Below are 22,861 nucleotides of genomic sequence, written 5' to 3'. Positions count from 1 at the left end.
AAAAATAATTCTTGATATCTGAAAAGTGTCTGCACGCCGCTCAAGAGTATCGATATACTCTGGCTATGGAGAACTACGAGCGGCTTACCGTTACCGAAATAGCTTTTCGAGTCCGCAAAGGAACGCTCAGCGCTACCGAGCTGTGCACTGAAGCGCTCAATCGTGCCGCAGCAGATGAATATAATGCTTTCCAACAGTTGTGCAAAGATTCCGCACTTCAGGCAGCAGCCGATATTGACGCTTTGCCGCTTGCACGCCGAGAATCGCTTCCGCTTGCCGGCGTTCCGATGGTGATCAAAGCAGAGAACGATATTAAGGGTATCCCCACCACTTTTGGCGGACGATCTCAAAGGACACCCGCAGCTCATGACAGTGAAGTGGTGCGGAGACTGCGGGATGCTGGCGCAGTGATCATCGGCGTCACCAATATGCCAGAATTTGGTCAATTCCCGTTTTCTGAAAGCGCACGCTATGGTATGGTGAAAAATCCGCGGGCTCCCAAACGTACACCCGGTGGAAGTTCTGGAGGTACAGCATCGGCGGTTGCATCAGGAATCGTCCCGGCAGGCATCGGAGGAGATGGCGGCGGATCAATTCAGATTCCTGCTGCTGCATGCGGGCTGGTGGGTCTAAAACCGATGCGCGGCCGTGTTTCTACCGCACCAAACGCAGCCTTGTGGGGAAAGCTCGGTACAATCGGCCCGCTGACTCGCACTGTCGAGGATTCCGCACTGATTTACGCTGTAATCTCTGGGACTACCAGCAAAGATCGCTGGCACGCCCCGCAGTTAAGCCGGTCATTACAAGCTGCCGTAAACGAACCGAAGAAGCCGTTGCGTATCGGCTGGACAGATCAGAGTGCTCTCGGGAGTGCCAAAGTCCAGCCAGAGGTAATTGCAGCTACGCGAAACTTTGTGAATCGGCTGAAAACCCTTGGACACCAAGTGACTCATATCGGAAGATTCCCTTCAGCATCACCATTTTTCGAGGTGCAATTCTTTGCTGCTCTGGCAGAAGAAGTCGATAGTGTAGAATTCCCTGACCGTGTTGAAAGACGCTCGGAGCAGACTGCAAAGGTGGGCAGACGAATTCCCGCAAAGATTCTTCGTGCTGCACAGAACAATAAACTGGCTGACCGTCTGGCTGAACGTTACAAAAATTTTGATCTGATTATCAGCCCCACGCTGGCGTGTGTGCTGCCCTTGCTTGGGCAGTTGGACGGAGTTGGCTCATTATCTGCACTACTTCGATCCATGCCAATGATTGCATTCACAGCGTTAGCAAATGTCACAGGAATGCCCGCGATATCGATTCCAGCCGGCAGTGCGCCTGACGGAACACCCATTGGAATCCAAGTCTCAACTTTCCACGGTGACGAGGCTGATCTCCTCTCATTCACAGCAAGTCTCGGATTTTAAATTGTTGTAAAACCCATTGCAGGTTAGGGGTACCTAATAATAGAATAGCTTTGTGCTGAGCCGAAGCACCGCTTCTTTCACGGAAGTAAAATCTACTATCAAAGAAGATAGAAATACAGTGTGAAAGGAAAATAAAGCAATGAAGCTGCGTAAAATTACCCGCATGGCAGCAGCAAGTATTTGCACGCTTGCGCTATCATTTACAGCCGTAGGAGCAGCTACTTTCAGGAAAGGAACTTACTACCGTGTCCGTCGCTGAAAGAATTGGCAGAAAGGAACTTCCGCTGCTTTTAGTCTTCGTAGGTTTTGTCATAGTGTGTTACAGTTTTTGGATTAATACTTCAGACCATTTTGCAGCAATGAAAGCCCATACATTCTGCGGTGTTTTTGCTACGGGCATTCAAATGATAGCTACTTTGCTTTTTCAAAACACCGGCATAAGTTCCTAATCGCATTCCTTGATGCTGTAATTTTTACTGCCGCGGTACTAGTCTTAAGTTTTGGAGACGATGTTGCAAACGAGCTTGACATTGTAAAAATTGGATATAGATTCTATCCGGGCCCTATAATAGATGGAACTGGCGCATGTATCGCAGCTGTTGGCGTAATATTTTTGGCATTCTGGCCAGATAAAGCTGCATTACCTGCGGCTTCTGAATCAGCAGCTGCTACCATGTCCGTCGCTGAAAGAGCTGGCAGACAGGAACTTCCGCTACTTTTAGTCTTACTGGGTTTCAGTATACTGTTCTACAGTTTTTACAGTCATACCCATATGGAGGAATTCTAGCTCTTCTCTTCTGCGGTGTTTTTGCTGCAGGTATGCAAATGATAGCTACTTTGCTTTTTCAAAACACCGGCATAAGTTCCTGATTATATTTCTTGATACTACGATTCTTATTGCCGCAGTAGTAGTCCTGTTTTTTGGAAATTATATCGTGTGCGATTTGCTTCATATTCCGGCTATGAAATATGCACTATATCCGGGAAATCTTATAAATAACACTAGCGCATGTATCGCAGCTGTCGGCGTAATATTTTTGGCATTCTGGCCAGATAAAACTGCATTACCTGCGGCTTCTGAATCAGCAGCCGCTAAAACCAATTAAGATACCGGCAGTCTTAGTACCGGAGTACTTTCAGATTCCACAACATAATCAACCATTTCCAATATCGTTGCCGGAGCGTTATCAGCGAGGTAAAAATGAAAATCAAAAGATGGCCAGAATCGAATAGGAAAGGAACTTACTACCGTGTCCATCGTTGAAAGAATTGGCAGGCAGATACTTCCGATTTTTTAATCGTAGAAGGCTTTGGCGCAGTTGGCTACACTCTGTTGGTCAGCCCATCATCTTACGGGCAAAGGATAGCACTCATCTTCTGCGGCGTTTTTGCTGCGGGTATGCAAATGATAGCTACGTTGCTTTTTCAAAACACCGGTATAAGTTCCTAATCGCACTAATTGATATTGTGATTCTTATTTCCGCAGTTATGATCGTGAAGTTCGGAGAATATATAGCAAGAGATCTTCTCGAAATTTCAATACAAAAGTACTCTACTATCCAGGGCCTGTGATCGACTTAGTTAGCGCACTTGTAGCAGCAGCTGCCGTAATAGCTTTAGCTTTCTATCCAAAGGCTGCACAACCTACAAACCCTAGCTCAGCAACTTCGTAAATAAAATAAGATATCGGCGCAATTCACTTTAGCTTAAGTAAATTGCGCCGATATCTACCCTACTCAAACCGAGCCGCAGTACACATCTTCCAAACAACAGAAGCTCACCGCAGCTCTTCCGACCCGCTGAAAGCTAGAATCTAGACGAAAAAACTCTGCAACCAACTAAGCAATGAAGATTTATTTAGTTAACACTTTACCTAAATAAGACACAGCTAATCCTATAGCAGTATCTTGATTTTAAGCTCGAAAGACTAAAGTCTACGGTAATGCCATTCAGGAAAGGTACTGCAGACAACATCAAACTCAGCAAACAAAACCTCTGAAAATATAGAAAATATAGAAGAAATCACCGGACTGACTATGAAGCAATTAGGAGCAGCAAGAACGCGGAATCGATATATGACGAGCGGGTATATTTTCATTTGAAATTTCGCAAAACCCATTGCAGATTAGGGTTACCTAATAATAGAATAGCTTTGTGCTTAACCAAAGCACCGCTTCTTTCACGGAAGTGAAATTTACTATCAAAGAAGATAGAAATACAGTGTGAAAGGAAAACAAAGCAATGAAGCTGCGTAAAATTACCCGCATGGCAGCAGCAAGTATTTGCACGCTTGCGCTATCATTTACAGCCGTAGGAACAGCTACCGCAGTACCGCTATCTGCAGATCCATCCGCTCCCACTTTTGATACGACAATTAATAAAGTTGCTTTCCAAGACAATGACTACCTACTTTTAGACACCTATACCTCCCCGATAATGCCCGAGCTTTCTACACTTCGCATTACTCAAAAGAATTGCAGCAGGCCCAGTTCCAGGAATCTCTGCCGTCTCTTGATTCTAACTCTGCTGCCGCGTATAAACAGGTTGCTATTGCGCAGCTTATGAATGGAGCTACCAATTTAAGACCATTGGTTGAATTCCTTGACTTATATGAAAATCCTGCCGAAAATGCGCAGATTGTCAATCAACTTGATCGGTTAAACACTCAAGTTACCAACAACGAGATAACGCGGGCTGAAGCTGTAGCATTTGCGCGTATGCTGCTGCCAACAAAGCCGGAAAACGGCAATGAATACGTCTATAGTACTCGTAACTCTGGTATAAACTTGGCTAAAGCTCGTGCCTACGCCGAGAGATGGGCTACGAGGATTAATCCAAAATACGGAGAAAAAGAAGTTGGTGGCGTGGATCTGTTGACTGTACAAATTTTGCTTCCCAAATCTTGTACGCTGGCGGAGTGGGTATGGATACCTACAATGATGAACTCAAAGGATGGTGGTGGAAGGCTGAAGATAGCCATTCCGTCTCTTGGGTGAATGCTAATACTTTCAAAAACTATATGGGCTCTGGTTATAAAACCAAGTATTGGAGCAGTTTAGTTGCGAATGTCCGTAACGGTGATTTTATCGCTGTAGACTACAGTAACGATGGGAGCGTGGACCACATCGGATTCGTCCATACTAAGAGCGGTAACAAGCTGCGAATAGCTCAGCACACCGACAATTATCTTGACTGGAACCGTAATTGGCCAAACTCTAGCGGGAAAGGAACTTACTACCGTGTCCGTCGCTGAAAGAATTGGCAGGCAAGCACTTCCGCTGCTTTTAGTCTCAGTGGGGATTGGCATATTGTGCTATCGTCTCTGGATCGATGAGGCGTATTTAGAATATGCTGCGGCAAGGATAGCTCTTATCTTCTGCGGCATTTTTGCCACATTCATGCAAACGATAGCTACGTTGCTTTTTTCAAAACACCGGAATAAATTCCTAATCACATTCCTTGACGCTGTAATTTTTATTGCCGCAGGACTAGTCTTAGATCATGGAAACCATATTACAACCGATCTTGGCATTGTAGGAATTACATATAACCTATATCCGGGTCCCATAATAGATGGAACTAGCGCATGTATCGCAGCTATTGGCGTAACAGCTTTAGCTTTCTACCCAAAAAGCTGCACAACCCACAAACCCTAACTCAGCAACTTCGTAAATAAAATAAGATATCGGCGCAATTCACTTTAGCTTAAGTAAATTGCGCCGATATCTACCCTACTCAAACCGAGCCGCAGTACACATCTTCCAAACAACAGAAGCTCACCGCAGCTCTTCCGACCCGCCGGAAACTAGAATCTAGACGAAAAAACTCTGCAACCAACTTTGTGTTCATACTTGCCGGTACCTACCAAGCAGCTCTGCCTGTGTGCTTGAGCGCGCCCAAGGCAATGACAATAAATACGGATAGAATGGTATTGCCGTCAAGAATGGATAACATGATTTTCACTATACGCGTCAATGCACATATAACGCCATCCAAAGGCTTCACCCACAGCAGGCCTCCACGCTATTTCGCCTAATTGCATTATGTTTTCTAACTCAAATCATCCGGACAGCGTGTTTTTATCCGGTTTCGGAGACGGTTAGACTTCGGCTCATTCTGCCGATTTGTAAGCCGCAACGAATTCCAGAACGGATTTAGAAAATACCTGGCTGATACTTTGCAGATAGGCATCGAATTTTTCGTCTATGGGTTTGCGTATCCAGGCACCGAGGATACCGCTAACTCCAGATGCCATGAAGGTGATGATAGCTTGCACATCACTCCTGCTGATATCCACATGGAAGCGCTGGATCCATATTTCTTGCAATACTTGTTTAAATTGCATTATCAGGACGTTGGCGCTGGCATCGCCAGCCACCAGCGATAGCCTTGCGATAGATTTCCTAGTTGCAGAATCGAGTTGCAGACTGGTATGCGCTCCGGTCAGAAATCCTTCGACAAGGTCGATGAGGTTTACCGGGATTGACGCCGCGACTGCGCGCCTGGCGAGGTCATCGATTGAATCGAAGTAATAGTAGAAAGTCGCCCGGTTGAGCCCCGCTTCCCGCACGATGGAGGCCACAGTAATGGATTTGTAAGAGCCTTTCGCGAGCTGTTTCCAGAAAGCCGTCACCATGCGCGCATCCCCGGAGGGAATACTTTCATCTTTTCTTGGCCTGGCCATCATCCCCTACCCAACATTTACTGCTTGATTGCTGGTTTTATCTGTTCAAAATTCCTGAAACAATAAAATTATACAACAAGTATCGGGTTTTTTGATTGGAGTACAGATGAGTGACGAAAATGTTGTATTTTGCGAAAGCATAACGAAAGTTCTCGGGAAGAAACCCCGTATCGACGGTCTCAATATTCAGCTTAATCCTGGGCGGGTGTACGCACTGCTCGGACCGAACGGTGCCGGGAAGAGCACCCTGATGAATCTAATCACCGGCCTGTATCGTCCGACGAGTGGAATAGTGCGCGTATTCGGGCTGGATCCAATCAAAGACGCCAAGCAGGTGCGCCGCATGGTTGGCTTGGTTCCACAAGATACCGCGCTCTACCCAGAGTTATCCGCTATTGAGAATTTGCAGTTCCACGCCGCCCTCTACGTCACCAAAACTCAACATGCAGCTCAACGAATCTCTAAGATCCTTGAACTTGTCGAACTCACCGATCGCGCAAAAGAGCCGGTTCGTACATATTCGGGCGGAATGAAACGCCGCCTAGCGATTGGACGAGCATTGCTGAGTGATCCGAAACTTCTACTGCTCGATGAACCAACATTGGGTGTTGATGTGCAGGGAGCCCATCGGATCTGGGATTACATCGAACGCTTTAAGACAGAAGGCCGCACCGTAGTGGTCTCCACGAACGTAATGACCGAAGCCGAGCGCCTGGCAGATGAAATCTTACTACTCGACCAGGGCAAATTGATTGCCTTCGGCACACCTCAAAAACTCAAAGCAACAGTCGGCCAAAGTGTGACCCGCGTCGTCACCACACCAACCTTGGATGACGTGTTCTTAAACCTCACCGGCAGAAACCTCCGCGACTAGGAGCAAGACCATGCATATTCCCGCCATCATCGTTAAAGAAATACACAGCATCAAAGAAAATCCAGCGTTCAACGTAGCTACGATTATCTCTCCCTTGTTGTTTCTGCTCGCATTCACGGCCATGGTCTCTGGCGGCATCACACTTCCCGCTGAGACGCAGCCAAACCAAAGCCAATCACAATTTCTACAGTCTGCCGCCGCTTTCCAGGCACCCGACGGCACACCTTATTTGCAACTGGAATCCTCCTCGAAACCCGGCATGACACAAGTAAGAAACATCGATGGTTATACCGTCACCGACGAGCCGCAAGTGAACGCCGCAGGAATTTCAGGGTCAGTGACGCATGTAGTAACCGATGTCAACGCCAATATGACCAAGAATTACGCGAACCGGCTAACCGGAGCCGCCGTCAGCTACATCAATCAACACCTAGACGCCGGTACGGTTGAGATTGCAGAACAAACTAGATATCAAGCAGATATCGGCTGGGATACAAGTTTCGCAGTCAACACGATAATCTTCGGCGCCATACTCGCAGGCTTCCTCTTTGGGCAACTTTCGATGACCAACGAATGGGAGAACAGCACCACGAAACTGCTTGCCCTCTCACCCAAACCCGCATCCATGATTGCAGGAGGCAAAATAATCGCGGCATTAATCAAATCAGCCGCCGCTATGGCAGTACTTGTTACCGTAATAGCGTTTATGTTCTCACTACCGATAAATCACCCATGGCATTTAGTCGGTGCAGCAACCCTGTTAGCAGCGACCTTTGCTTGTTTAGGATTGGTTCTCGGGATTATCGTTCGCTCCACCATGACGGCATTCCTTGTCTCACTCGTGATTTCACTGAGCCTATGGGTCGCTGGCGGCGGTTTCGAGATTTATCCTATTTCGGTTCCCTTACACAAACAATCGGCATGCTTAACCCTGTAGCATACGGACTCAACGCTGCCCGGTACGCATACTTCGGCGGCACACTACAACCAATCACACTCCCACTCCTGGCTTCAGGCACAATTATCGTCGCATCCATCACGGTCATCGTGTTTTCGAAATGGATGCACAGCGAGCAGGTGGTATCATGAAACTTTTTCTCCAAGAGACACGAAAACTGGCCGCTTTGACCCGTTCAGATCCGAAATCACTCGCGGCAGGAATTATCGCCCCAACAGTGATCTTGATAATTTTTGCACTCACGTTCGGTAACTTCGCTGCGTTAAAAATCGCAGTCGTTAACAACGACACCGGCCCGATGGGCAATGAACTCACCTCGTCCGTGTTCACCCAAACCTCACCTTTAACGGGCAAACCTTACTTTGAAGCAGTTCCGACCACACTACCTGAGGCTACCCAGCTATATGAATCTGGAGCCATTAACGGGATTCTCACTATTCCAAGCGATTTCAGCGACGAACTCAGCTCTCACATACCTGCCCGTATCGGATACGAATTCAACAACTCAAATACCGACATGGCGAAAAACCTGCGGCTCTATCTCGACGAGGGCATCTACGACTTCTACACTCGACACTTGCCCGGCATGAATCTGCACATCAACACAGAGATGAAAGCACCAACTCAGTTAGACTGGTTTACCATTATCGCAGTCGGAATTTTCCTACTCGCCTTTCTAATGGGAGCAATGTTCAACTTTCTCTACCTATTCAACAAGGAACGCCAATACGCCACCCTCACCCAATACCGGCTCTCACCGAAACCATTACTAGCCACGTTCCTTGCCCGACTTACAGTAGCGCTGGCCGCGGGCCTCACTACAGCCGCAGTTAACGCTGCGCTCCTGTGGCTATTAACCAGTGTAAATCTAGCAGATCACGCCCTGCGCCTACTGCCGATACTTTTCATACTCGGCCTGGCTTTCATCTCCTACGCAGTACTGATCTCAATGCTTGTCAATAAATTTAGCGGCGCTGCAATGCTCGCCATGATTAGTGCCGTCGTAATCTGGTTCCTCTCCGGAGCTACTACCTCCGTCACCTACGCTAGTGGAGCACTCCTAAACATTGCACTTGCACTCCCCTCAAGCTATGGTCTAGCGCAAATCCGCGCCATTATATTCAACGTAGACCAAAGTGCAGGCGGTCTGCTAAACATTGAAAAAGGCTGGCTCGTCATGACTGCCTACGCACTCATCCTTACGATCACTGCCTATGGTGTCTATCGACGAAAGCTCAGCGCCGCAAGCTAAATCCTGGAAATCATGCTGGATCCGTACGACGCAACACCAGATACAGAAAGAAACGGAGAATATTAAACCAAAAGGGTGATCTAGCAATTCGCTAAATCACCCTTGAGGTTTTCTCAGTAACTACCGTCTGCGATAGGCAAGCAACGCGGCGCCTCCGGCGCTTAGCAGCACCAAAGCCGCAATCAAAGTCAACAGAGACGAGCCGGTCTTAGCTAGTTCCGCTACTTCCTTAGCAGGATGTGCCAGAGGAGAGCCTTTAATCTTTTGAATCTTTTCGATCTTTTGGATCTCAGCCTTAGCCGGCTGCAGCAACACCGGACCAGTAATACTCTTAATCTGCTTCTTCTCTGGCTGGATCAACGGCGAACCTTTAATACTCTCAACCGGCTTCTTCTCCGGCTGAATCAACGGCGAACCTTTAATACTCTCAACCTGCTTCTTCTCCGGCTGAATCAACGGCGAACCTTTAATACTCTCAACCGGCTTCTTCTCCGGCTGAATCAACGGTTCACCGGAAGTCTTGCTAACTGCTGGAGTTAGTTGAAGTCTCGAAGTGACGTCTGGTACACCCCAGCCTTTATATGCCACACCATTTAGCACATAGAAATAAGCCGCCCTGGCACCAAGGGAACCAATCCCGCCTGGCGCCAATACCGTGTAACGTCCATCTGCTAGACTTTTCGGTAATTCCAGTGGGGCGTTTAGATTACCGTCAGCTCCGGCCATCACCTTTGGGGCAGCAATTTCTTTACCTGCCGGGTCTAATACTCGCAGAGCCACTTCAGAATTTGGCTTGAACAGTTTGTCGGCAGATAGCGGGTCAGTATTGGTTGAAACGATCCGCAGCGTCTCTTCGTCACTAGTCACATTAATCTGTGTTGAACGAGGCGCTTGTACTTCATATACTGCGTCCAGCTGGTAGCCGTGATTCTTGCCGACCGCAATCACGGAATAGGTGTCTTTAGCTGTAATTGGCAGCCAAAGATCCGCTAATAGCCGTCCCCCATTATTGGCCGCTACCGTAAGCGGAGTACCGACAGGCTGACCGTCAGCGAGCACCTTTATTTCAACCTTTTCTCCCGGTTCAAATGCATCCGGAACTGACTTATCTACCAGGCTAATCCCGTTGTGGCTTGGTCGGCTATCTAATTTGACCCGATCACCTGGCTTTGGCAAATGCGTATCTAATTTATCGCCGAAGAAATCCAATTCCAAATTTGCGCGCGTCAGTTTAGTAGTAGCCGACACTTCGTTGAATTTCTTTTTGCCATCTAGGCTCACGAACTTTGCTTTCAAAGTGTAATTCCCGGTCGGCCAAGTAGAAGAATTAATCGCAGCCTTACGGCCATTCTGGGTATTTTTCAGCGATACTTGCTTGTCGCCGAGATACAATTCCACTTTTACGGTCTTTTTGTTTCGTACCGAGCATCCGGTAACATCCCAGCTCAAGAAACGTTTCGTCGGAATTTCAGAGAAAGCGAAAGTCTTAATCGTCATTTCGTTTTCTTGGGGATCCTCAGTAGTAATCACTAGCGGATCAGACGGCTTACCAGGATCTGGCGCTAACCATTCGCCTCTATTACATTTACCTTCCACTTGGTAGGTACCACCTTGCCCATTAGTTGCGTAAGAGGTGTCTTTAGTCTTTTTCAACACCGGCTGCCCATCACGCTTCAAGGTAAATTCAGGCGTGTATGGAGATTTACAATCAGGCATAGACCACTGCAAAACAGTCTGTGCCCCAGAACCACTCTTGGTCAAAGTAATTGGATGTCCAACAGCTGCTTGAGCTGGGCTTTGCACCCAGACCCCTCCTCCTGCAGCTATCACAAATGCTCCCAGCAGAGCAGCTACCTTTTTCATATCTTAACTCCTAAACGAAGAAACATTATTAGGTAAGCCTTACCTAACCTTAAGATATGTTAAGGATTTATTGGGTTATTTGCAATTCTGGGCTAGATCCATGTGAGATTGAAGTCTCCGATTATCTTGGCGAAGATACGTTTTAGCTTGGATTATGCGCAAGTTTTGCGAGTTTGTAGATTAATGGCATGAGCTGATCAAATTTTGCAAAGGTCTACTTCTGCTCGGGTGGGGGCTTTTTCTGAGAACGCTCATATGCCAGTTTTCAGTGCAGCTGACAGATTGGAAGCAGCTTCGACGGGCGCTCCTGCGAAGCTGGAAAATAACGGTTACGCTTTAGCTTCTGTTAAGTACATATACCCGATTAGAATTCTTAGAATTCACATCCTGCGTCCCGCATCGCAGCCTGAATTGCTGAAACTGATCGTTCTAAAGCTTCTTTTTCCCACGTGTTAAGTTCATACACAAGTTTTGTTTCCAAACCAGCTGCTCCGATCACACATGGTTGTGAAAGCGCCACATCTCCATCATGGCCAAACTCTCCGCGTAATGTGGTTGATGCTGGGAACACCGCTTTTTCATCAAGCAATACAGCGCGAGCCATCGCAAGTGCAGTTTGGGCGACCCCGGCGTTCGTCCAGCCTTTACCGTTGAGCACATTGTAAGCCGAGTCAACAACTTCTTGCGCAAGCTTTTCCGGATCGAGCGGCTCCATCTGATAAACATCTGACAAGTTGTCGGCGGGGATTCCTCCCACGGTGAGATGACTGAGCACGGGGAATGCTGCCATTCCGTGTTCACCCATCATGAATCCATATACTGCGCTCGGCGCTACGCCAGCTCTATCTGCCACAATCCGGCGCACACGTGCTGAATCTAGCGATGTGCCAGTGCCCCAGATCAGGTTTTCGGGGTAGTTGAATTCATTTTGCGCAATCCACACCATAGTGTCGAGCGGGTTGGTAATGAGAATGACGACGGCTTCTTGTGTGTGCGCCGAAATATCGCGCATTATCTGGCGAATATGCTTGGCATTTTCTACTGCAAGAATTGCGCGATCTGGTTTGGCGTGAGGATTCTCTGGGTCTTTCAGCATCGAGGGCCCTGCAGCAATGATGATGACGTCGGCGTCGGCGTAGTCCGCAGCTGTACCGGGATATACATCGACATTGCTAATCGTTAACGCGCCTGTTGCATGATGCTGATCAAGAGCTTCTCCTAAAGAAACGTCATTGAGGATATCAATCGTGGCAATTTCTCCGAATAGGTTCATTTTCATGGCATCTGCCAAAACATAAGATCCAACATGACCTACACCAGTAACCACTAATTTGTGCGGCTTATGCATGCGTACTCCTTGAGACTATCGGGAACCACGTCGATATATATCTGCTCCATGTGTATTCTACCAAAACTTTCTGGTGCCGCTATCGGCAGCGGCTCAGCGACGGCGCAGATCATCTAGCTGTGCGCTGATTTATTGCTGTTATTGTTCGAGCTGGTTTTGCCTAGTTTCGAGTTGCTGGTAGCTTTCGAGTTACCGGTAGCGCAAAAGCAATACCCGCCGCGCGAACCTCCGCAACTAGTGCAAGCTCTTCGCAAACAAATCCGGATACGCATTTTGCATTGCTATGCGCCTGAGGCGCTCGGCAGGATTTTCTTCTCAGACGCCCTCATAATGCCAGTTCTCAGCACAACTGACTGATTGCAGGCAGCTTCGACGGGTACTCTTCTGTGAAACTGGAGAATTCAAGCCAGCTGATAATTCCCGAAATGACGAATAGATTGGCTTGCCAATCAGAATCCTTAATGTCCACCACCAAGCAAATCTGACTTTCATCGGCGGCGCTTTCCGCAAAGAACTCGTTTTCCCACTCGTTTCGTCCGCGGTAAGAAAAGTCAAGGCATGGACAATTTTCAACCCCGCATCCTCCAGGCTCTGCAGTAAGATACTCAATCTGAGCTGCAAGCTTTGCGCGATCAAGGGAAACATCCGCATCTACCCAACCACGCATACAAATATGGCGAATAACGTCACTTTCGCTGCTAGTCAGTGGGCGCATCAAACCTCCCTCATCACGTGTCAAAACATTCGTTGGTATCTATCAGAGCGGTGAGAATGCTGTGGGATCTTCTGCCAGTTTTTTCCGAAATACCGCTGTGATAGCATCTGCATCACAAATTTCGTAGTACTCGCCGTCACGGGTTTCTTCGAGTTCTTCAACGTTGGCACCGTCTGAAATTGCTTGGTAAATTTCGAGTACCAAGTCCGCAACGACATTCAAGCCAAAATAGCGAAACCCCGCAACACCGGCGAGTATCTCGCCATCTTCAAGCAGATCGTCGAGCGCATTTGCCATCCCGCCATTTTGAATCATTCCATCCAGCAGAAGCACTGCGCCGAGCATCTTGTCACCAACCCCGTCACCTTCGCCATCGACGGCACGGTTCCAAATATCATCTGTGCTACTCATACAGAAAGTTTAACCACAACTCAGATACGCTACACAATCTTTCACCCAGTTTCTTCATCTTTGTAGCATCTGCCGACGGCACTCTGCGGCCAACGAAGATAATCAGCGATTCAGCCGCCACAACTTAGGCACGCGAATTGTCATCGAGCGATACCAACCACTCAGTAATCAATCTAACGTCTACAATCCACGCGCCAACAGAATACAACCTGGAAATTCTAGCTACAGGATAAAGCGCCTATTTGTCTTAGCCACGAAGATCAACATCTTTCTAGCAAAGTTCTCAATTCAGCATTATTATTCGGGCGATTTGCCGTCCTCGATGTATTCGAGCACCTCGCCCACAGAGCAATCAAGCACTTTGCAGATGCGTTCGAGAGTTGTAAAACGGATAGCTTTGGCTCTACCGTTTTTCAATACAGCTATATTCGCTGGCGTGATGCCTACCGCTTCAGCGAAATCAGTGACACTGATGCCGCGCTGGGCGAGCAGCACGTTGAGCTTCACCTTAATCAAATCACTGCCTCCAATTCCTCATGATCCGCACGGGCTTTATCAAATGTACGCGCAGCGATATAGGCAATACAGGCAAATCCGATAGCCGCCACAATCGACACCGTCAGACTGAGTATCACTGGGAAACCACCCGCATTCATTGCCACTAGAAGATGGGTTGCCGCCCCTGCCGGAATTATAGAACCCACGACGCATAACATGCACATGGAAAGCAGCAGTACACGAGTTGCACTAGTGAAAAACACTGACTTCCCGCTACGTGCCAGGATGATACATAGAATAATCGCGGCTATTTGGAAACAAGCTAGGGTGACGATACCAAGAACTAAATATGGAGTGACGAGATTAGACACCTCGGGGTATTCGTGCGCCACGTCTTGAGCAACAATTGGCATCAGAACTTGACCAAGCATAAGAACAAGAAAGAACAATATAATTGCGGCGATTAACGTCCGCTTAACAACATTAGCCATACATCGATTATCGATAGCTAGCTATCGATTGTCAATAGGTTTTAACAGTCTCATTTCCAATATTTTGGCAAAAAGTTAAATCCAAACAGCAAATATAAAGTAGTCAGCCCTATTTTTACGTCTCTGACATACAATTTTAACCCGAGCATATTTTTCAAAATCTGTGCGCACAATGAGATCGATTACCAGAGAAAGGTTGTTTCCTTGAGGCGCGAGCGGCAGATGCAGCATTGATGTCCGCACTCGTCTTTCCGATTCTCACCGCGTTAACACCGCAGTTCGGGCAGCGTTTTTGCTCGATCCGATATCCATCAGTATAAAACCGGTTTTCGCCGCAACTTTTCCTGCCACCAAGCGAAAAACCAGAACACGCTCAATAGCTTTTCTCCGCCAGCGCCGAAAATATTGCGCCAAGTAGAAAAGAAAACGACTGAAGAAATGGTTAAACGCCGGAAACTTCTTGACACCGCTCCACTCGCAACGTACAGTTTTTTGTACAGGAGGTGTGTTATGAAGACCATGAGCTATAGCGAGTCTCGCGCGAACTACGCCCAAATGCTTAACGATGTGGTCAATAATCGTGAGGAAATGATTATTACACGCGCTGGTCACGAACCAGTCGTGATTGTTTCACTCGCCGACTATGAGTCCCTGAGAGAAACCGCTTACCTTCTGCGTTCCCCAGCTAACGCTCGCCGTCTCCTTGAATCTATCGAAAATCTAGAGCGCGGCCGCAGCGCCCAGCATGACCTCATCGAGGATTGATCCGTGATTTTCGTTTGGGACGAGAGAGCATGGGAAGACTATCTCTGGTGGCAGACCGAAGACCGCAAAACACTAAAGCGTATCAATCAACTTATTAAAGACATTGCCCGCAACGGAAATGAGGGCATCGGCAAACCCGAAGCTCTCAAACATGGGATGTCTGGTTACTGGTCGAGGCGAATCACCGATGAACACCGCCTAGTATATAAGATCGTAGACGAAGAGATTCGCATTGCCGCATGCCGCTACCATTACAGCCGTTGATTGCAGCTTTTGCATTTTCCAGCATTGGCATATTTCCAATAATCAGAGAAAATAAAAACTAGGATAACGTCTAGGAAGCTAACCCAGAGCATTTCATCACTATTCTAGAAACCAGAGACATCAACCGCGAATCGAATGGAGCAAGCAATGACTGAAACTTTCAATTCGGTCCCCGCACTACCCCGAACTTCACCACCGACGCAGCAGCCAAGATCGCAGACCTCTTCCCCGAAGTCGTTACCGACGGCAAAATCAACCTCGAAACTCTCAAGACGATTCTCGACATTGACGTCGAAGATGCCCGTGAACGTTTCGGTCTCACCTGGCCCGGCAAGACGCAAGCTATCCGCGCCGCACAGACACCGACCACCGCGACCTTGATGCCGGACAAGGAGAACTCGGTCGACTGGGATACCACCCAGAACGTCTTCATTGAGGGCGACAACCACTAAGGCATCATGTGTTCCACTCTCTAGAAGCCGACCCTCACCGATAATCAAAATCTCGTCCGCCATGCGCACTGTTGAAAAGCGGTGAGAAATGAGGATCTTTGTAGCTCGTGATGCTTCGTCATTTATCTGCTGAAAAACTGCTTCCTCTGCCTGAGAGTCAAGCGAAGCCCTTGGTAGAAACAATGCTCCCAGCGAAATTCTTCACGCGCTTTACGAGCACAGAAAAACGTGCACTATTTGTTTTCCCGCGATAGTTCCAGTTTGCCAAAGCAGCACGGAGTTTCATTGCCTTTCCGGCTTTCAGTATCTTGTACAATTTGGCGGATACCGTAGCGATTTTTGCAGGACCAAACGCAACTAACGTAGCGGCTTCTATAAGGCAAGAGGATGCTTGCTTTACCCGCTGCACAACATTCATTATCTGGACTTAAGCTTCACAACGCAAAAAGATCAGCTTGCAAAGAAAAGAGCTAGCGTCGCGGATTTTCATCCAAGACGCTAGCTCTTATTCGCTACGAGCAATAGAAACTATCGGCACATAGAGCTTCAGTTCATTCTGCGGCGGGCTGTGAGGGCTGCACCGCCTAGAATAATAAGGGCTAGGGAACCAGCTAATACACCCTCAACAGCAGCACCCGTCTTACTCAGCTCCGGAGCCTTTGCTGTTTTCACCATATCCGGATCCAACACCGGCTTCTCCGGCTGAATCAACGGATCACCAGGAACACTAATCTCACCCTTCGGCTTCTCCGGCTGGATCAACGGATCACCAGGAACACTAATCTCACCCTTCGGCTTCTCCGGCTGGATCAACGGATCACCAGGAACACTAATCTCACCCTTCGGCTTTTCCGGCTGGGTCAACGGCTTACCAGAAGCATAGGCTTTCTCATACAAAAGATGAATAACCACATCACCTTCAAGATGACGATCAACCTCACCCATACGTGAAGAACCATCAACAGCTGTGATGCCGGCAGGGAACTTCACTTCAGTTAACTTCCACGGCAAACCTTTAACAGTCACCTTCTCAAAACCAGACAAATCAACCTTCAGATTAGAACCATTGGAATCCAACGCTGGCTGAGACAATACAGCCGTCCGACCAGTACCAGGAATCTGCTCAAAACCACCATCAGCACGCAGCACGTCATACTCAACAAAAACATTCACCTTCTGACGCAACTCACTCGGATCAAGCACAGGCTTCTCCGGCTGAGTCAACGGATCACCAGAAGCATAGGCTTTCTCATACAAAAGATGAACAACCACATCACCTTCAAGATGACGATCAACCTCACCCACATGTGAAGAACCGCCAACAGCTGTGATGCCGGCAGGGAACTTCACTTCAGTTAACTTCCACGGCAAACCTTTAACAGTCACCTTCTCAAAACCAGACAAATCAACCTTCAGATTAGAACCATCAGCAGATAGTGACGGCTGAGACAATACAGCCGTCCGACCAGTACCAGGAATCTGCTCAAAACCACCATCAGCACGCAGCTGATTATAAACAACAGACACAGTCACATTCTGCGATTCCTTAGCCTTAACATCTTTCGCAATGTCTACCTTGTATGACTGAGAAACAATTACAGTTTCCCCAATCTCCAAACCCCGCCCAATAAGAGCAGACCAGTTCCCATCATCACCAACAATAGTATCGACTGTCTTCTTAGCTTCTTTAGTATTCTTGTCGCCAACTGTCACTCGTAAATGAGTGCCAGGCTGCCCTGTACCAGTTACTGCATCTTCTCCTTCGACCGGAGGATTCACACTCGTTGGTTTACCAACGACTGCAGAAGTTTGACGGCCTGAAACATCGCTTACAGTCACTTGCTGACCAAGCTCAAGCGCTGTGCCGGCAGGGAGTTTGTACGACCAGTATCCGCCGCCGTTAACTTTGACGGCTTTCCTTTGCCCATCAGGAAGGATTACCGTAACCTGGGTGGTTGGGATCCCTTCACCCACAATAAGTGTTTCGCCTGCAGTAGGTGCATGGACCTTCGGAGCTGCAGGGACGCTATCCGCACTCTGGGGATTTGTTTTCGCTAGCCCCTCAACGTAGTCTGTATAGCCGTCATCATCTGAGTCGCGCGGATCAACGGTGAGTTTCACAATTGCGTCTTCGACAGATTTGTCAGCATAGGTAATTGTGACAGACACATTATGCTGTTCACTGTTTTCCTGAGGTTCCTGTGCATTGCCCGGAAGCTGGGAAGCATTCTTTACTGCAACCTTAATAGCTTCCCTAGCCTTTACAATGTCATTAAATTCAACAGACTGCGGATCATACTGAGCATTCTCATCAAGCGTGACTGTGACTGCAGACTTTATTGCTTCTTCATTCACATTCCCTTGCTCAAGCTCAACATCCCGCAGCACTGGCTTAAACAATGCGTTTTGCGGAGCAATATGCAGCTTAAAGAACGATGCAGGGAATTTCTCGCCTGTGTTATAAGTCGGATAATTCGGAGTCCAGTCATCACTATTTGATTTATATACGAAGTATGCTGAAAAAGCTGCTTCCTTATCTTTATAGTTGCTATACTGCTCAGCTTTTCCAGTAATAGTAAGCTTGGCATTGTTTTTATTTCCACCAGTTGAATCAACTTTTTCTGGATTAAAGTTCAGACCTTGAAAAGCTGTAACTTTACTCCCACGTTGATTATTGAAATTTATAATTTTGTTTTCGGATGCGGAACCTACAGCTGACACAGCGACGTCGCTGATTGGCTTATCTACTGCGGAAGTAAGCACAATCGGATTCTTAACATTCGAGTATCCAATGCCCCGGTAAACCCAAATATCGTTCCCAGCAGGCCAAAGCCAATTCCCGTGTTCATCACTAGTAATCTTTCCCTCAGGTTCTTTAGCAAACGCTGTCCCTCCCATCGGCAAAGCAAGTAGGAAGCTAAGCGCGAGGGCGCCGGCAAACCGGATTCGTTTCATAACGAATCATCTCCTTATTTTTCGTGTGTTTTTAATAAAAATGAAGTTCACGACGGAAGCTGAACAATAAAAAGCGTTTAAGAAGCAAATCCGTAACCCGCAATTGCCTTGCTATCGAGAACCTTCATGATGAGAGCTGCACGACCGCACACATGCCAGTGTGTGAAACCAGTGCAAAGAGAAAAGAAGTCAAGACGCATAACAGCTCACATATAAGCTGCCATTCCCGCACATCCTTTTCCGCAATCAATCTCCATTCCGCTGCAAAACAAATCTTAGCTTCGCAGCCTGATGAGCACCGATTCAGCTTTTGCGTATTGCAAAGCAAAAATTCGCGACATCTTTACTAGATGCCGCGAATGAAAACGACAGCGAGCACACAGCCATTTAGAAAAAGCTGACCCATTATAAGCGTGCTCGCATACAGAAGAGTGTTGAAAAAGAAATTTATATGACGCAGTTACAGCCCCCCCCAGAATGGGGAGACTCCACAGTGAAAGTAGGTTGAATCTGCAAATCTATCCTTATCCGAAAACCAGTGCTTCCACACATAGAATAACCGAATACTTACATTACCGCACTGACTATTTCAGAAGTCACATTTTCAATTATTTTTACTCCCGTCTTCCGTCCTCCGCCTTCCATCTTCGATTTGTTCCGCCTTCCGCATTGTTCCATCTTCCGCTACGCTTCATTCACAACTTGGGCATCAGTTCTATCCCGCATTCACAAGAACTTTTCGCAATACGTTTCTCAATAAACCCGCACATCTAGCTAGTGAGCCTAAAGTTGATAAATCTGCATCTACGGATAATTCTTCCGCATAAAATTTACAGAATATAAGACACATAACAGACAGTCTCTACCCAATCAGACAGTCTCTATTCCCGCACCATTTACATCAACATCAAGATAAATCGCTTTCCAGCCGTCGGGGATATCAATTCGCCCTGCGGCACTGCCTTTCGTAATACACAGCAAAGTCGGCCCGGCACCGCTAATGCACAGCTTTCCGCCGAACTGATTCACTTGATCATCAATCTCAGCAATTCCCGGAATCAAATGCCGGCGGTAAGGCTGATGCAGCCGGTCATCAAGCGCAAAGCGCAGCAAATCCAAATCCCCGCTTTCAAAAGCCTTCAGCAAAAGAGCCGCGTGCGAGATATTAAAAATTGCGTCAGCTCGGCTTACCTGCGCCGGAAGCACTGCGCGGGCCTGCGCCGTAGGAAGCGGGAAATCTGGGATGAAAACTAAAAACTTCCAATCCGGATGCACTGGAAAAATTCGGGTAATCGGCACACCGGCATTATCGACAGCAGAAACTGTCATCCCGCCGAAAAATGCCGGAGCAAGATTATCCGGATGTCCCTCAATTTTGTTTGTAATCACAAGAAGCTGCTCTCGGCTGAGCGGATTTCCCGCGAGCGCATTTGCCCCCAGCGCCCCTGCTGTCAGCATTACTGCAGATGATCCCAGCCCGCGCGAGAATGGAATCTGTTCATCGGCAGCAATCCGCACGCCGGGCACCGGCATTCCCAGATATTCGAAAACAGCAGAAAATCCTTGGTAAATCAGATTCTCTTTATTTGCAAAAGCCGCCGGATAATCCGCCCATTCCAACCCGTTCGAAACCGGAGCAAATTCGACCGTATTATACAAACTTAAAGCACAGCCAAAACTATCAAAACCAGGACCGAGATTTGCCGTGGTTGCGGGCACCCGCACCCGCACTTTCCGCGCCGTCCCCAACACTTCCGTTTTTTGCTCTTTTCCGGCTTTTTCTACTTTTCCCATAAGTCCGCTCCAAGTTCCAATATTCAAGGCATAAGTGCTGCTTCACGCATTTGTTCTTTCGCAATCACATCTGGATGCAATTCCGTTTTCCCGGCAAGTGCAGAAAGATTTTTCGGCACCGGCACACCAGTAAGTGCTTCAAGCTGCGCAAGGAGCGCAAAATCATCCCCAATCGGGGCAGCCCCAAGCGCTGTCAGCACCGCACGCGGGAATTTATAGGGCGAAGCTGTAGAAAGCACCACCATTACGCGCTTCCGGCCATCTTGTGCGCTATCCGCGCTCTTTTGCACACTATCAGTTCCAGTATATTCGCGATCACCAGCGGTTTCGCGAGTATAATCAACTGCTGCTTTCCACCCGGCAGCCGTATGCGGGTCGCAAAGGTAGCCGGTTTCTTTCCAGACCCGTGCAATCGTTTCCTGCGCAGCTTCATCAGTGCAGTATCCTGCCCAAAAATGCTCTTGCAGCCGTGCCAGCAAATCAGCCGGCAGCTCATATTTTCCGTCGTTTTGCAATTCTTCCATCCACTTGCGCACCTGCGTTGAATCTTCGCAGAGGAAATAAAGCATACGTTCAAGATTTGAAGAAACAAGAATATCCATCGATGGTGAAATCGTCTTATGCAGCCGACGGCGACGGTCATAAATACCAGTGCGCAGGAAATCAGTAAGCACGTTATTGGCATTCGAAGCACAAATCAGTTTCCCAACCGGCAAGCCGAGACGTTTTGCGAGATAACCGGCAAGAATATCACCGAAGTTGCCAGTTGGTACGGAAAAATCGACGATATCGCCAAGAACAATTTTTCCTGCCCGCAGCAAATCCCGATACGCCGTGAAATAGTACATAATCTGCGGTACAAGGCGGCCAATGTTAATCGAATTTGCAGAGGAAAGCTTGAACGGCAAATCAGTACTGCTATTCTCACAATTATCTTGAACAGATTGCTCCCGAACCCGCGAAGCGAAAATCTGTTTCACTCCGCTTTGCGCATCGTCAAAGTTTCCGTCAATTCCATACACACGCACATTTCCGCCTTCTTGACTTACCATTTGCGCACGCTGGATTTGCGAGACACCGCCGTCGGGATAAAAACACAAATGCTTGTACCGGGCACATCAGCAAATCCTTCCATCGCTGCTTTCCCCGTATCGCCAGAAGTAGCGGTAAGCACCCGAGTTTCATTCTGCTCCCCTTCCGCCGCTTTTGCCGCCACAAGCAAATGCGGCAATACTGAAAGCGCTACGTCTTTGAATGCTGATGTTGGGCCGCGGAAAAGCTCTAACACCTGAAAATCTCCAGCTGCTGCCGTCGGGGTTAAATTTTCATTTTCAAATTTGCCGGCATAAGCCTTTTGCACAAGCGAACCAATATTCGGTAAATTCGGGAAAAAGGCGCCAAGTAATTTTGCAGAAATCTCGATACTCGAAAGTTCCAGGCAAGCACGCCAGTCAAATTCCGGAATTTGCACAGGTACGAAAAGCCCGCCGTCACTGGCAAGCCCTTCGATGATTGCAGCAGTGTCTTTTACTTGCAAATCGCGGTTTCGCGTGGAGTGATAGAACATTTTTTCCCTTTCCTGCACCTGCCGAATTTTGAAAAGTTTAGCCACAGCTTAAACCGTTATCCGAGACAGCGCCAGAAGCGTCTACATTCCGGGAGGACATCGAGCACTTTTTAGATTTTGGTTACGATATAAATATCGTAGCCTAGAAAGTATTTGAACCGTTCACTGTCAGCACTGCTATCCATACTATTTTGAACACGTTTAAACACTGAAAGCTCGAATCCATATATTTGTTCAAGAACAGATATATCGTCAGATTTGCAGAACATTTCTCAGTTCGCGATAACCAGATAGGAGAAAACTGGATGAAGATTGGATTACTCGGTTTCGGCACCGTCGGTGAAGGCGTATACGATTTAGTCGCGAATCAGCCGGGGATGGAAGTAGCTGCCGTATTTCGCCGTCAAACTACGAAAATCCCAGGATGTATTGTTACCGCCAATATCGACGAAATCCTCTCTAATCCGGAAATCGATACAATCGTGGAAGTAATCGGCGGTATCTCCCCGCAGACGAGTATGTGAAAGCTGCACTGCGCAAAGGGAAAAATGT

General features: G+C 47.7%; 24 protein-coding genes. 10 read left to right on the top strand and 14 right to left on the bottom strand.

The annotated features are described in order from the left end of the window. Positions 1-65: 65 nt before the first annotated feature. A complete protein-coding gene (locus tag RQN30_RS11130; protein WP_353060540.1) occupies positions 66-1,418 on the top strand; it encodes an amidase in 1,353 nt (450 codons plus the stop codon). A gap of 2,135 nt (positions 1,419-3,553) precedes the next feature. On the opposite strand, the gene RQN30_RS11125 is transcribed toward RQN30_RS11130, so the two are convergent. Beyond that, positions 3,554-3,817, bottom strand: a complete 264-nt coding sequence (locus tag RQN30_RS11125; RefSeq protein WP_353060539.1) for a hypothetical protein — start codon at positions 3,815-3,817, stop codon at positions 3,554-3,556. 75 nt (positions 3,818-3,892) lie between these two features. Here RQN30_RS11125 and RQN30_RS11120 point away from each other — a divergent pair, with 75 nt between their 5' ends. Genes RQN30_RS11120 through RQN30_RS11110 form a run of 3 tightly spaced genes read left to right on the top strand, consistent with a single transcriptional unit; the run spans position 3,893 to position 5,074 of the window. Then, positions 3,893-4,414: a hypothetical protein gene (locus tag RQN30_RS11120; RefSeq protein ID WP_353060538.1), complete on the top strand. Its 522-nt coding sequence runs from the start codon at positions 3,893-3,895 to the stop codon at positions 4,412-4,414. Further along, positions 4,342-4,671, top strand: a complete 330-nt coding sequence (locus RQN30_RS11115) for an amidase domain-containing protein (protein ID WP_353060537.1) — start codon at positions 4,342-4,344, stop codon at positions 4,669-4,671. The genes RQN30_RS11120 and RQN30_RS11115 overlap by 73 nt, the downstream gene beginning before the upstream one ends. Continuing rightward, positions 4,658-5,074 (top strand): hypothetical protein, encoded by a 417-nt coding sequence (locus tag RQN30_RS11110; RefSeq protein WP_353060536.1) that lies wholly within the window; start codon positions 4,658-4,660, stop codon positions 5,072-5,074. The genes RQN30_RS11115 and RQN30_RS11110 overlap by 14 nt, the downstream gene beginning before the upstream one ends. A 455-nt stretch (positions 5,075-5,529) precedes the next feature. Here RQN30_RS11110 and RQN30_RS11105 read toward each other — a convergent pair whose 3' ends face one another. Next, positions 5,530-6,105, bottom strand: coding sequence for a TetR/AcrR family transcriptional regulator (locus RQN30_RS11105; RefSeq protein WP_353060535.1), 576 nt, complete (start codon positions 6,103-6,105; stop codon positions 5,530-5,532). Between the two features lie 103 nt (positions 6,106-6,208). On the opposite strand from RQN30_RS11105, the gene RQN30_RS11100 reads away from it, so the two are divergent. The 3 genes from RQN30_RS11100 to RQN30_RS11090 all read left to right on the top strand — a co-directional run bounded on the left by RQN30_RS11100 (position 6,209) and on the right by RQN30_RS11090 (position 9,186). Next, the gene (locus RQN30_RS11100; RefSeq protein WP_353060534.1) at positions 6,209-6,976 is read left to right on the top strand and encodes an ABC transporter ATP-binding protein; all 768 of its coding nucleotides are present in this window, start codon (positions 6,209-6,211) and stop codon (positions 6,974-6,976) included. 10 nt (positions 6,977-6,986) lie between these two features. After that, positions 6,987-7,913 carry an ABC transporter permease gene (locus RQN30_RS11095; protein ID WP_353060533.1) on the top strand — a complete coding sequence of 309 codons (927 nt, stop codon included), beginning with the start codon at positions 6,987-6,989 and terminating at the stop codon, positions 7,911-7,913. 148 nt (positions 7,914-8,061) lie between these two features. Further along, positions 8,062-9,186 carry an ABC transporter permease gene (locus tag RQN30_RS11090; RefSeq protein ID WP_353060532.1) on the top strand — a complete coding sequence of 375 codons (1,125 nt, stop codon included), beginning with the start codon at positions 8,062-8,064 and terminating at the stop codon, positions 9,184-9,186. Between the two features lie 120 nt (positions 9,187-9,306). Here the strand turns inward: RQN30_RS11090 and RQN30_RS11085 are convergent, their stop codons facing one another. From RQN30_RS11085 to RQN30_RS11060, 6 genes are all read right to left on the bottom strand, one after another. Continuing rightward, the gene (locus RQN30_RS11085) at positions 9,307-11,049 is read right to left on the bottom strand and encodes a hypothetical protein (protein WP_353060531.1); all 1,743 of its coding nucleotides are present in this window, start codon (positions 11,047-11,049) and stop codon (positions 9,307-9,309) included. Positions 11,050-11,422: 373 nt separating this feature from the next. Beyond that, positions 11,423-12,397 carry a lactate/malate family dehydrogenase gene (locus tag RQN30_RS11080; protein ID WP_309954713.1) on the bottom strand — a complete coding sequence of 325 codons (975 nt, stop codon included), beginning with the start codon at positions 12,395-12,397 and terminating at the stop codon, positions 11,423-11,425. A gap of 340 nt (positions 12,398-12,737) precedes the next feature. Continuing rightward, positions 12,738-13,112, bottom strand: a complete 375-nt coding sequence (locus tag RQN30_RS11075; RefSeq protein ID WP_353060530.1) for a hypothetical protein — start codon at positions 13,110-13,112, stop codon at positions 12,738-12,740. 42 nt (positions 13,113-13,154) lie between these two features. Further along, positions 13,155-13,523, bottom strand: a complete 369-nt coding sequence (locus tag RQN30_RS11070) for a hypothetical protein (RefSeq protein WP_353060529.1) — start codon at positions 13,521-13,523, stop codon at positions 13,155-13,157. A 297-nt stretch (positions 13,524-13,820) separates the two neighbouring features. Then, positions 13,821-14,030, bottom strand: a complete 210-nt coding sequence (locus tag RQN30_RS11065; RefSeq protein WP_434533521.1) for a helix-turn-helix domain-containing protein — start codon at positions 14,028-14,030, stop codon at positions 13,821-13,823. Between the two features lie 5 nt (positions 14,031-14,035). Then, positions 14,036-14,512 carry a DUF2975 domain-containing protein gene (locus tag RQN30_RS11060; protein ID WP_353060527.1) on the bottom strand — a complete coding sequence of 159 codons (477 nt, stop codon included), beginning with the start codon at positions 14,510-14,512 and terminating at the stop codon, positions 14,036-14,038. 510 nt (positions 14,513-15,022) lie between these two features. Between RQN30_RS11060 and RQN30_RS11055 the strand changes: the two genes are divergently transcribed. Both RQN30_RS11055 and RQN30_RS11050 read left to right on the top strand, forming a co-directional pair. Beyond that, the gene (locus RQN30_RS11055) at positions 15,023-15,277 is read left to right on the top strand and encodes a type II toxin-antitoxin system Phd/YefM family antitoxin (protein ID WP_353060526.1); all 255 of its coding nucleotides are present in this window, start codon (positions 15,023-15,025) and stop codon (positions 15,275-15,277) included. A gap of 3 nt (positions 15,278-15,280) precedes the next feature. Beyond that, a complete protein-coding gene (locus tag RQN30_RS11050) occupies positions 15,281-15,541 on the top strand; it encodes a Txe/YoeB family addiction module toxin (RefSeq protein ID WP_353060525.1) in 261 nt (86 codons plus the stop codon). 104 nt (positions 15,542-15,645) lie between these two features. Here the strand turns inward: RQN30_RS11050 and RQN30_RS11045 are convergent, their stop codons facing one another. From RQN30_RS11045 to RQN30_RS11020, 6 genes are all read right to left on the bottom strand, one after another. Beyond that, a complete protein-coding gene (locus tag RQN30_RS11045) occupies positions 15,646-16,056 on the bottom strand; it encodes a hypothetical protein (RefSeq protein ID WP_353060524.1) in 411 nt (136 codons plus the stop codon). A gap of 94 nt (positions 16,057-16,150) precedes the next feature. Next, positions 16,151-16,279, bottom strand: a complete 129-nt coding sequence (locus RQN30_RS11040; RefSeq protein WP_353060523.1) for a hypothetical protein — start codon at positions 16,277-16,279, stop codon at positions 16,151-16,153. A 260-nt stretch (positions 16,280-16,539) separates the two neighbouring features. Further along, a complete protein-coding gene (locus RQN30_RS11035) occupies positions 16,540-18,948 on the bottom strand; it encodes a hypothetical protein (RefSeq protein ID WP_353060522.1) in 2,409 nt (802 codons plus the stop codon). Positions 18,949-19,818: 870 nt separating this feature from the next. Then, positions 19,819-20,742 carry a homoserine kinase gene (thrB, locus tag RQN30_RS11030; protein WP_353060521.1) on the bottom strand — a complete coding sequence of 308 codons (924 nt, stop codon included), beginning with the start codon at positions 20,740-20,742 and terminating at the stop codon, positions 19,819-19,821. A 23-nt stretch (positions 20,743-20,765) separates the two neighbouring features. After that, entirely contained in the window at positions 20,766-21,794 is a 1,029-nt protein-coding gene (locus RQN30_RS11025; protein ID WP_353060520.1) for a PALP domain-containing protein, read from the bottom strand. Continuing rightward, the gene (locus RQN30_RS11020; protein ID WP_353060519.1) at positions 21,788-22,354 is read right to left on the bottom strand and encodes a PALP domain-containing protein; all 567 of its coding nucleotides are present in this window, start codon (positions 22,352-22,354) and stop codon (positions 21,788-21,790) included. Before RQN30_RS11020 ends, RQN30_RS11025 begins: the two co-directional genes overlap by 7 nt. 260 nt (positions 22,355-22,614) lie before the next feature. On the opposite strand from RQN30_RS11020, the gene RQN30_RS11015 reads away from it, so the two are divergent. Beyond that, on the top strand, positions 22,615-22,833 hold the full coding sequence (locus RQN30_RS11015; RefSeq protein ID WP_353060518.1) for a hypothetical protein: 219 nt from the start codon (positions 22,615-22,617) through the stop codon (positions 22,831-22,833). Positions 22,834-22,861: the final 28 nt, after the last annotated feature.

The sequence above is a fragment of the Arcanobacterium hippocoleae genome, assembly GCF_040360365.1.
In the GTDB taxonomy this organism is placed as follows: Bacteria; Actinomycetota; Actinomycetes; order Actinomycetales; family Actinomycetaceae; genus Arcanobacterium_A; species Arcanobacterium_A hippocoleae_A.
This window is presented reverse-complemented; position numbering and strand designations above follow the sequence as displayed.

What these genes read in the sequence shown, in the direction of transcription:
- RQN30_RS11130 (WP_353060540.1), top strand. Translation starts at nt 66, where the DNA reads ATGGAGAACTACGAGCGGCTTACCGTTACCGAAATAGCTTTTCGAGTC.
- RQN30_RS11115 (WP_353060537.1), top strand. Translation starts at nt 4,342, where the DNA reads ATGGATACCTACAATGATGAACTCAAAGGATGGTGGTGGAAGGCTGAA.
- RQN30_RS11105 (WP_353060535.1), bottom strand. Translation starts at nt 6,105, where the DNA reads ATGATGGCCAGGCCAAGAAAAGATGAAAGTATTCCCTCCGGGGATGCG.
- RQN30_RS11100 (WP_353060534.1), top strand. Translation starts at nt 6,209, where the DNA reads ATGAGTGACGAAAATGTTGTATTTTGCGAAAGCATAACGAAAGTTCTC.
- RQN30_RS11095 (WP_353060533.1), top strand. Translation starts at nt 6,987, where the DNA reads ATGCATATTCCCGCCATCATCGTTAAAGAAATACACAGCATCAAAGAA.
- RQN30_RS11090 (WP_353060532.1), top strand. Translation starts at nt 8,062, where the DNA reads ATGAAACTTTTTCTCCAAGAGACACGAAAACTGGCCGCTTTGACCCGT.
- RQN30_RS11085 (WP_353060531.1), bottom strand. Translation starts at nt 11,049, where the DNA reads ATGAAAAAGGTAGCTGCTCTGCTGGGAGCATTTGTGATAGCTGCAGGA.
- RQN30_RS11080 (WP_309954713.1), bottom strand. Translation starts at nt 12,397, where the DNA reads ATGCATAAGCCGCACAAATTAGTGGTTACTGGTGTAGGTCATGTTGGA.
- RQN30_RS11075 (WP_353060530.1), bottom strand. Translation starts at nt 13,112, where the DNA reads ATGCGCCCACTGACTAGCAGCGAAAGTGACGTTATTCGCCATATTTGT.
- RQN30_RS11070 (WP_353060529.1), bottom strand. Translation starts at nt 13,523, where the DNA reads ATGAGTAGCACAGATGATATTTGGAACCGTGCCGTCGATGGCGAAGGT.
- RQN30_RS11060 (WP_353060527.1), bottom strand. Translation starts at nt 14,512, where the DNA reads ATGGCTAATGTTGTTAAGCGGACGTTAATCGCCGCAATTATATTGTTC.
- RQN30_RS11055 (WP_353060526.1), top strand. Translation starts at nt 15,023, where the DNA reads ATGAAGACCATGAGCTATAGCGAGTCTCGCGCGAACTACGCCCAAATG.
- RQN30_RS11045 (WP_353060524.1), bottom strand. Translation starts at nt 16,056, where the DNA reads ATGGCGGACGAGATTTTGATTATCGGTGAGGGTCGGCTTCTAGAGAGT.
- RQN30_RS11040 (WP_353060523.1), bottom strand. Translation starts at nt 16,279, where the DNA reads ATGAAACTCCGTGCTGCTTTGGCAAACTGGAACTATCGCGGGAAAACA.
- RQN30_RS11035 (WP_353060522.1), bottom strand. Translation starts at nt 18,948, where the DNA reads ATGAAACGAATCCGGTTTGCCGGCGCCCTCGCGCTTAGCTTCCTACTT.
- thrB (WP_353060521.1), bottom strand. Translation starts at nt 20,742, where the DNA reads ATGGGAAAAGTAGAAAAAGCCGGAAAAGAGCAAAAAACGGAAGTGTTG.
- RQN30_RS11025 (WP_353060520.1), bottom strand. Translation starts at nt 21,794, where the DNA reads ATGGTAAGTCAAGAAGGCGGAAATGTGCGTGTGTATGGAATTGACGGA.
- RQN30_RS11015 (WP_353060518.1), top strand. Translation starts at nt 22,615, where the DNA reads ATGAAGATTGGATTACTCGGTTTCGGCACCGTCGGTGAAGGCGTATAC.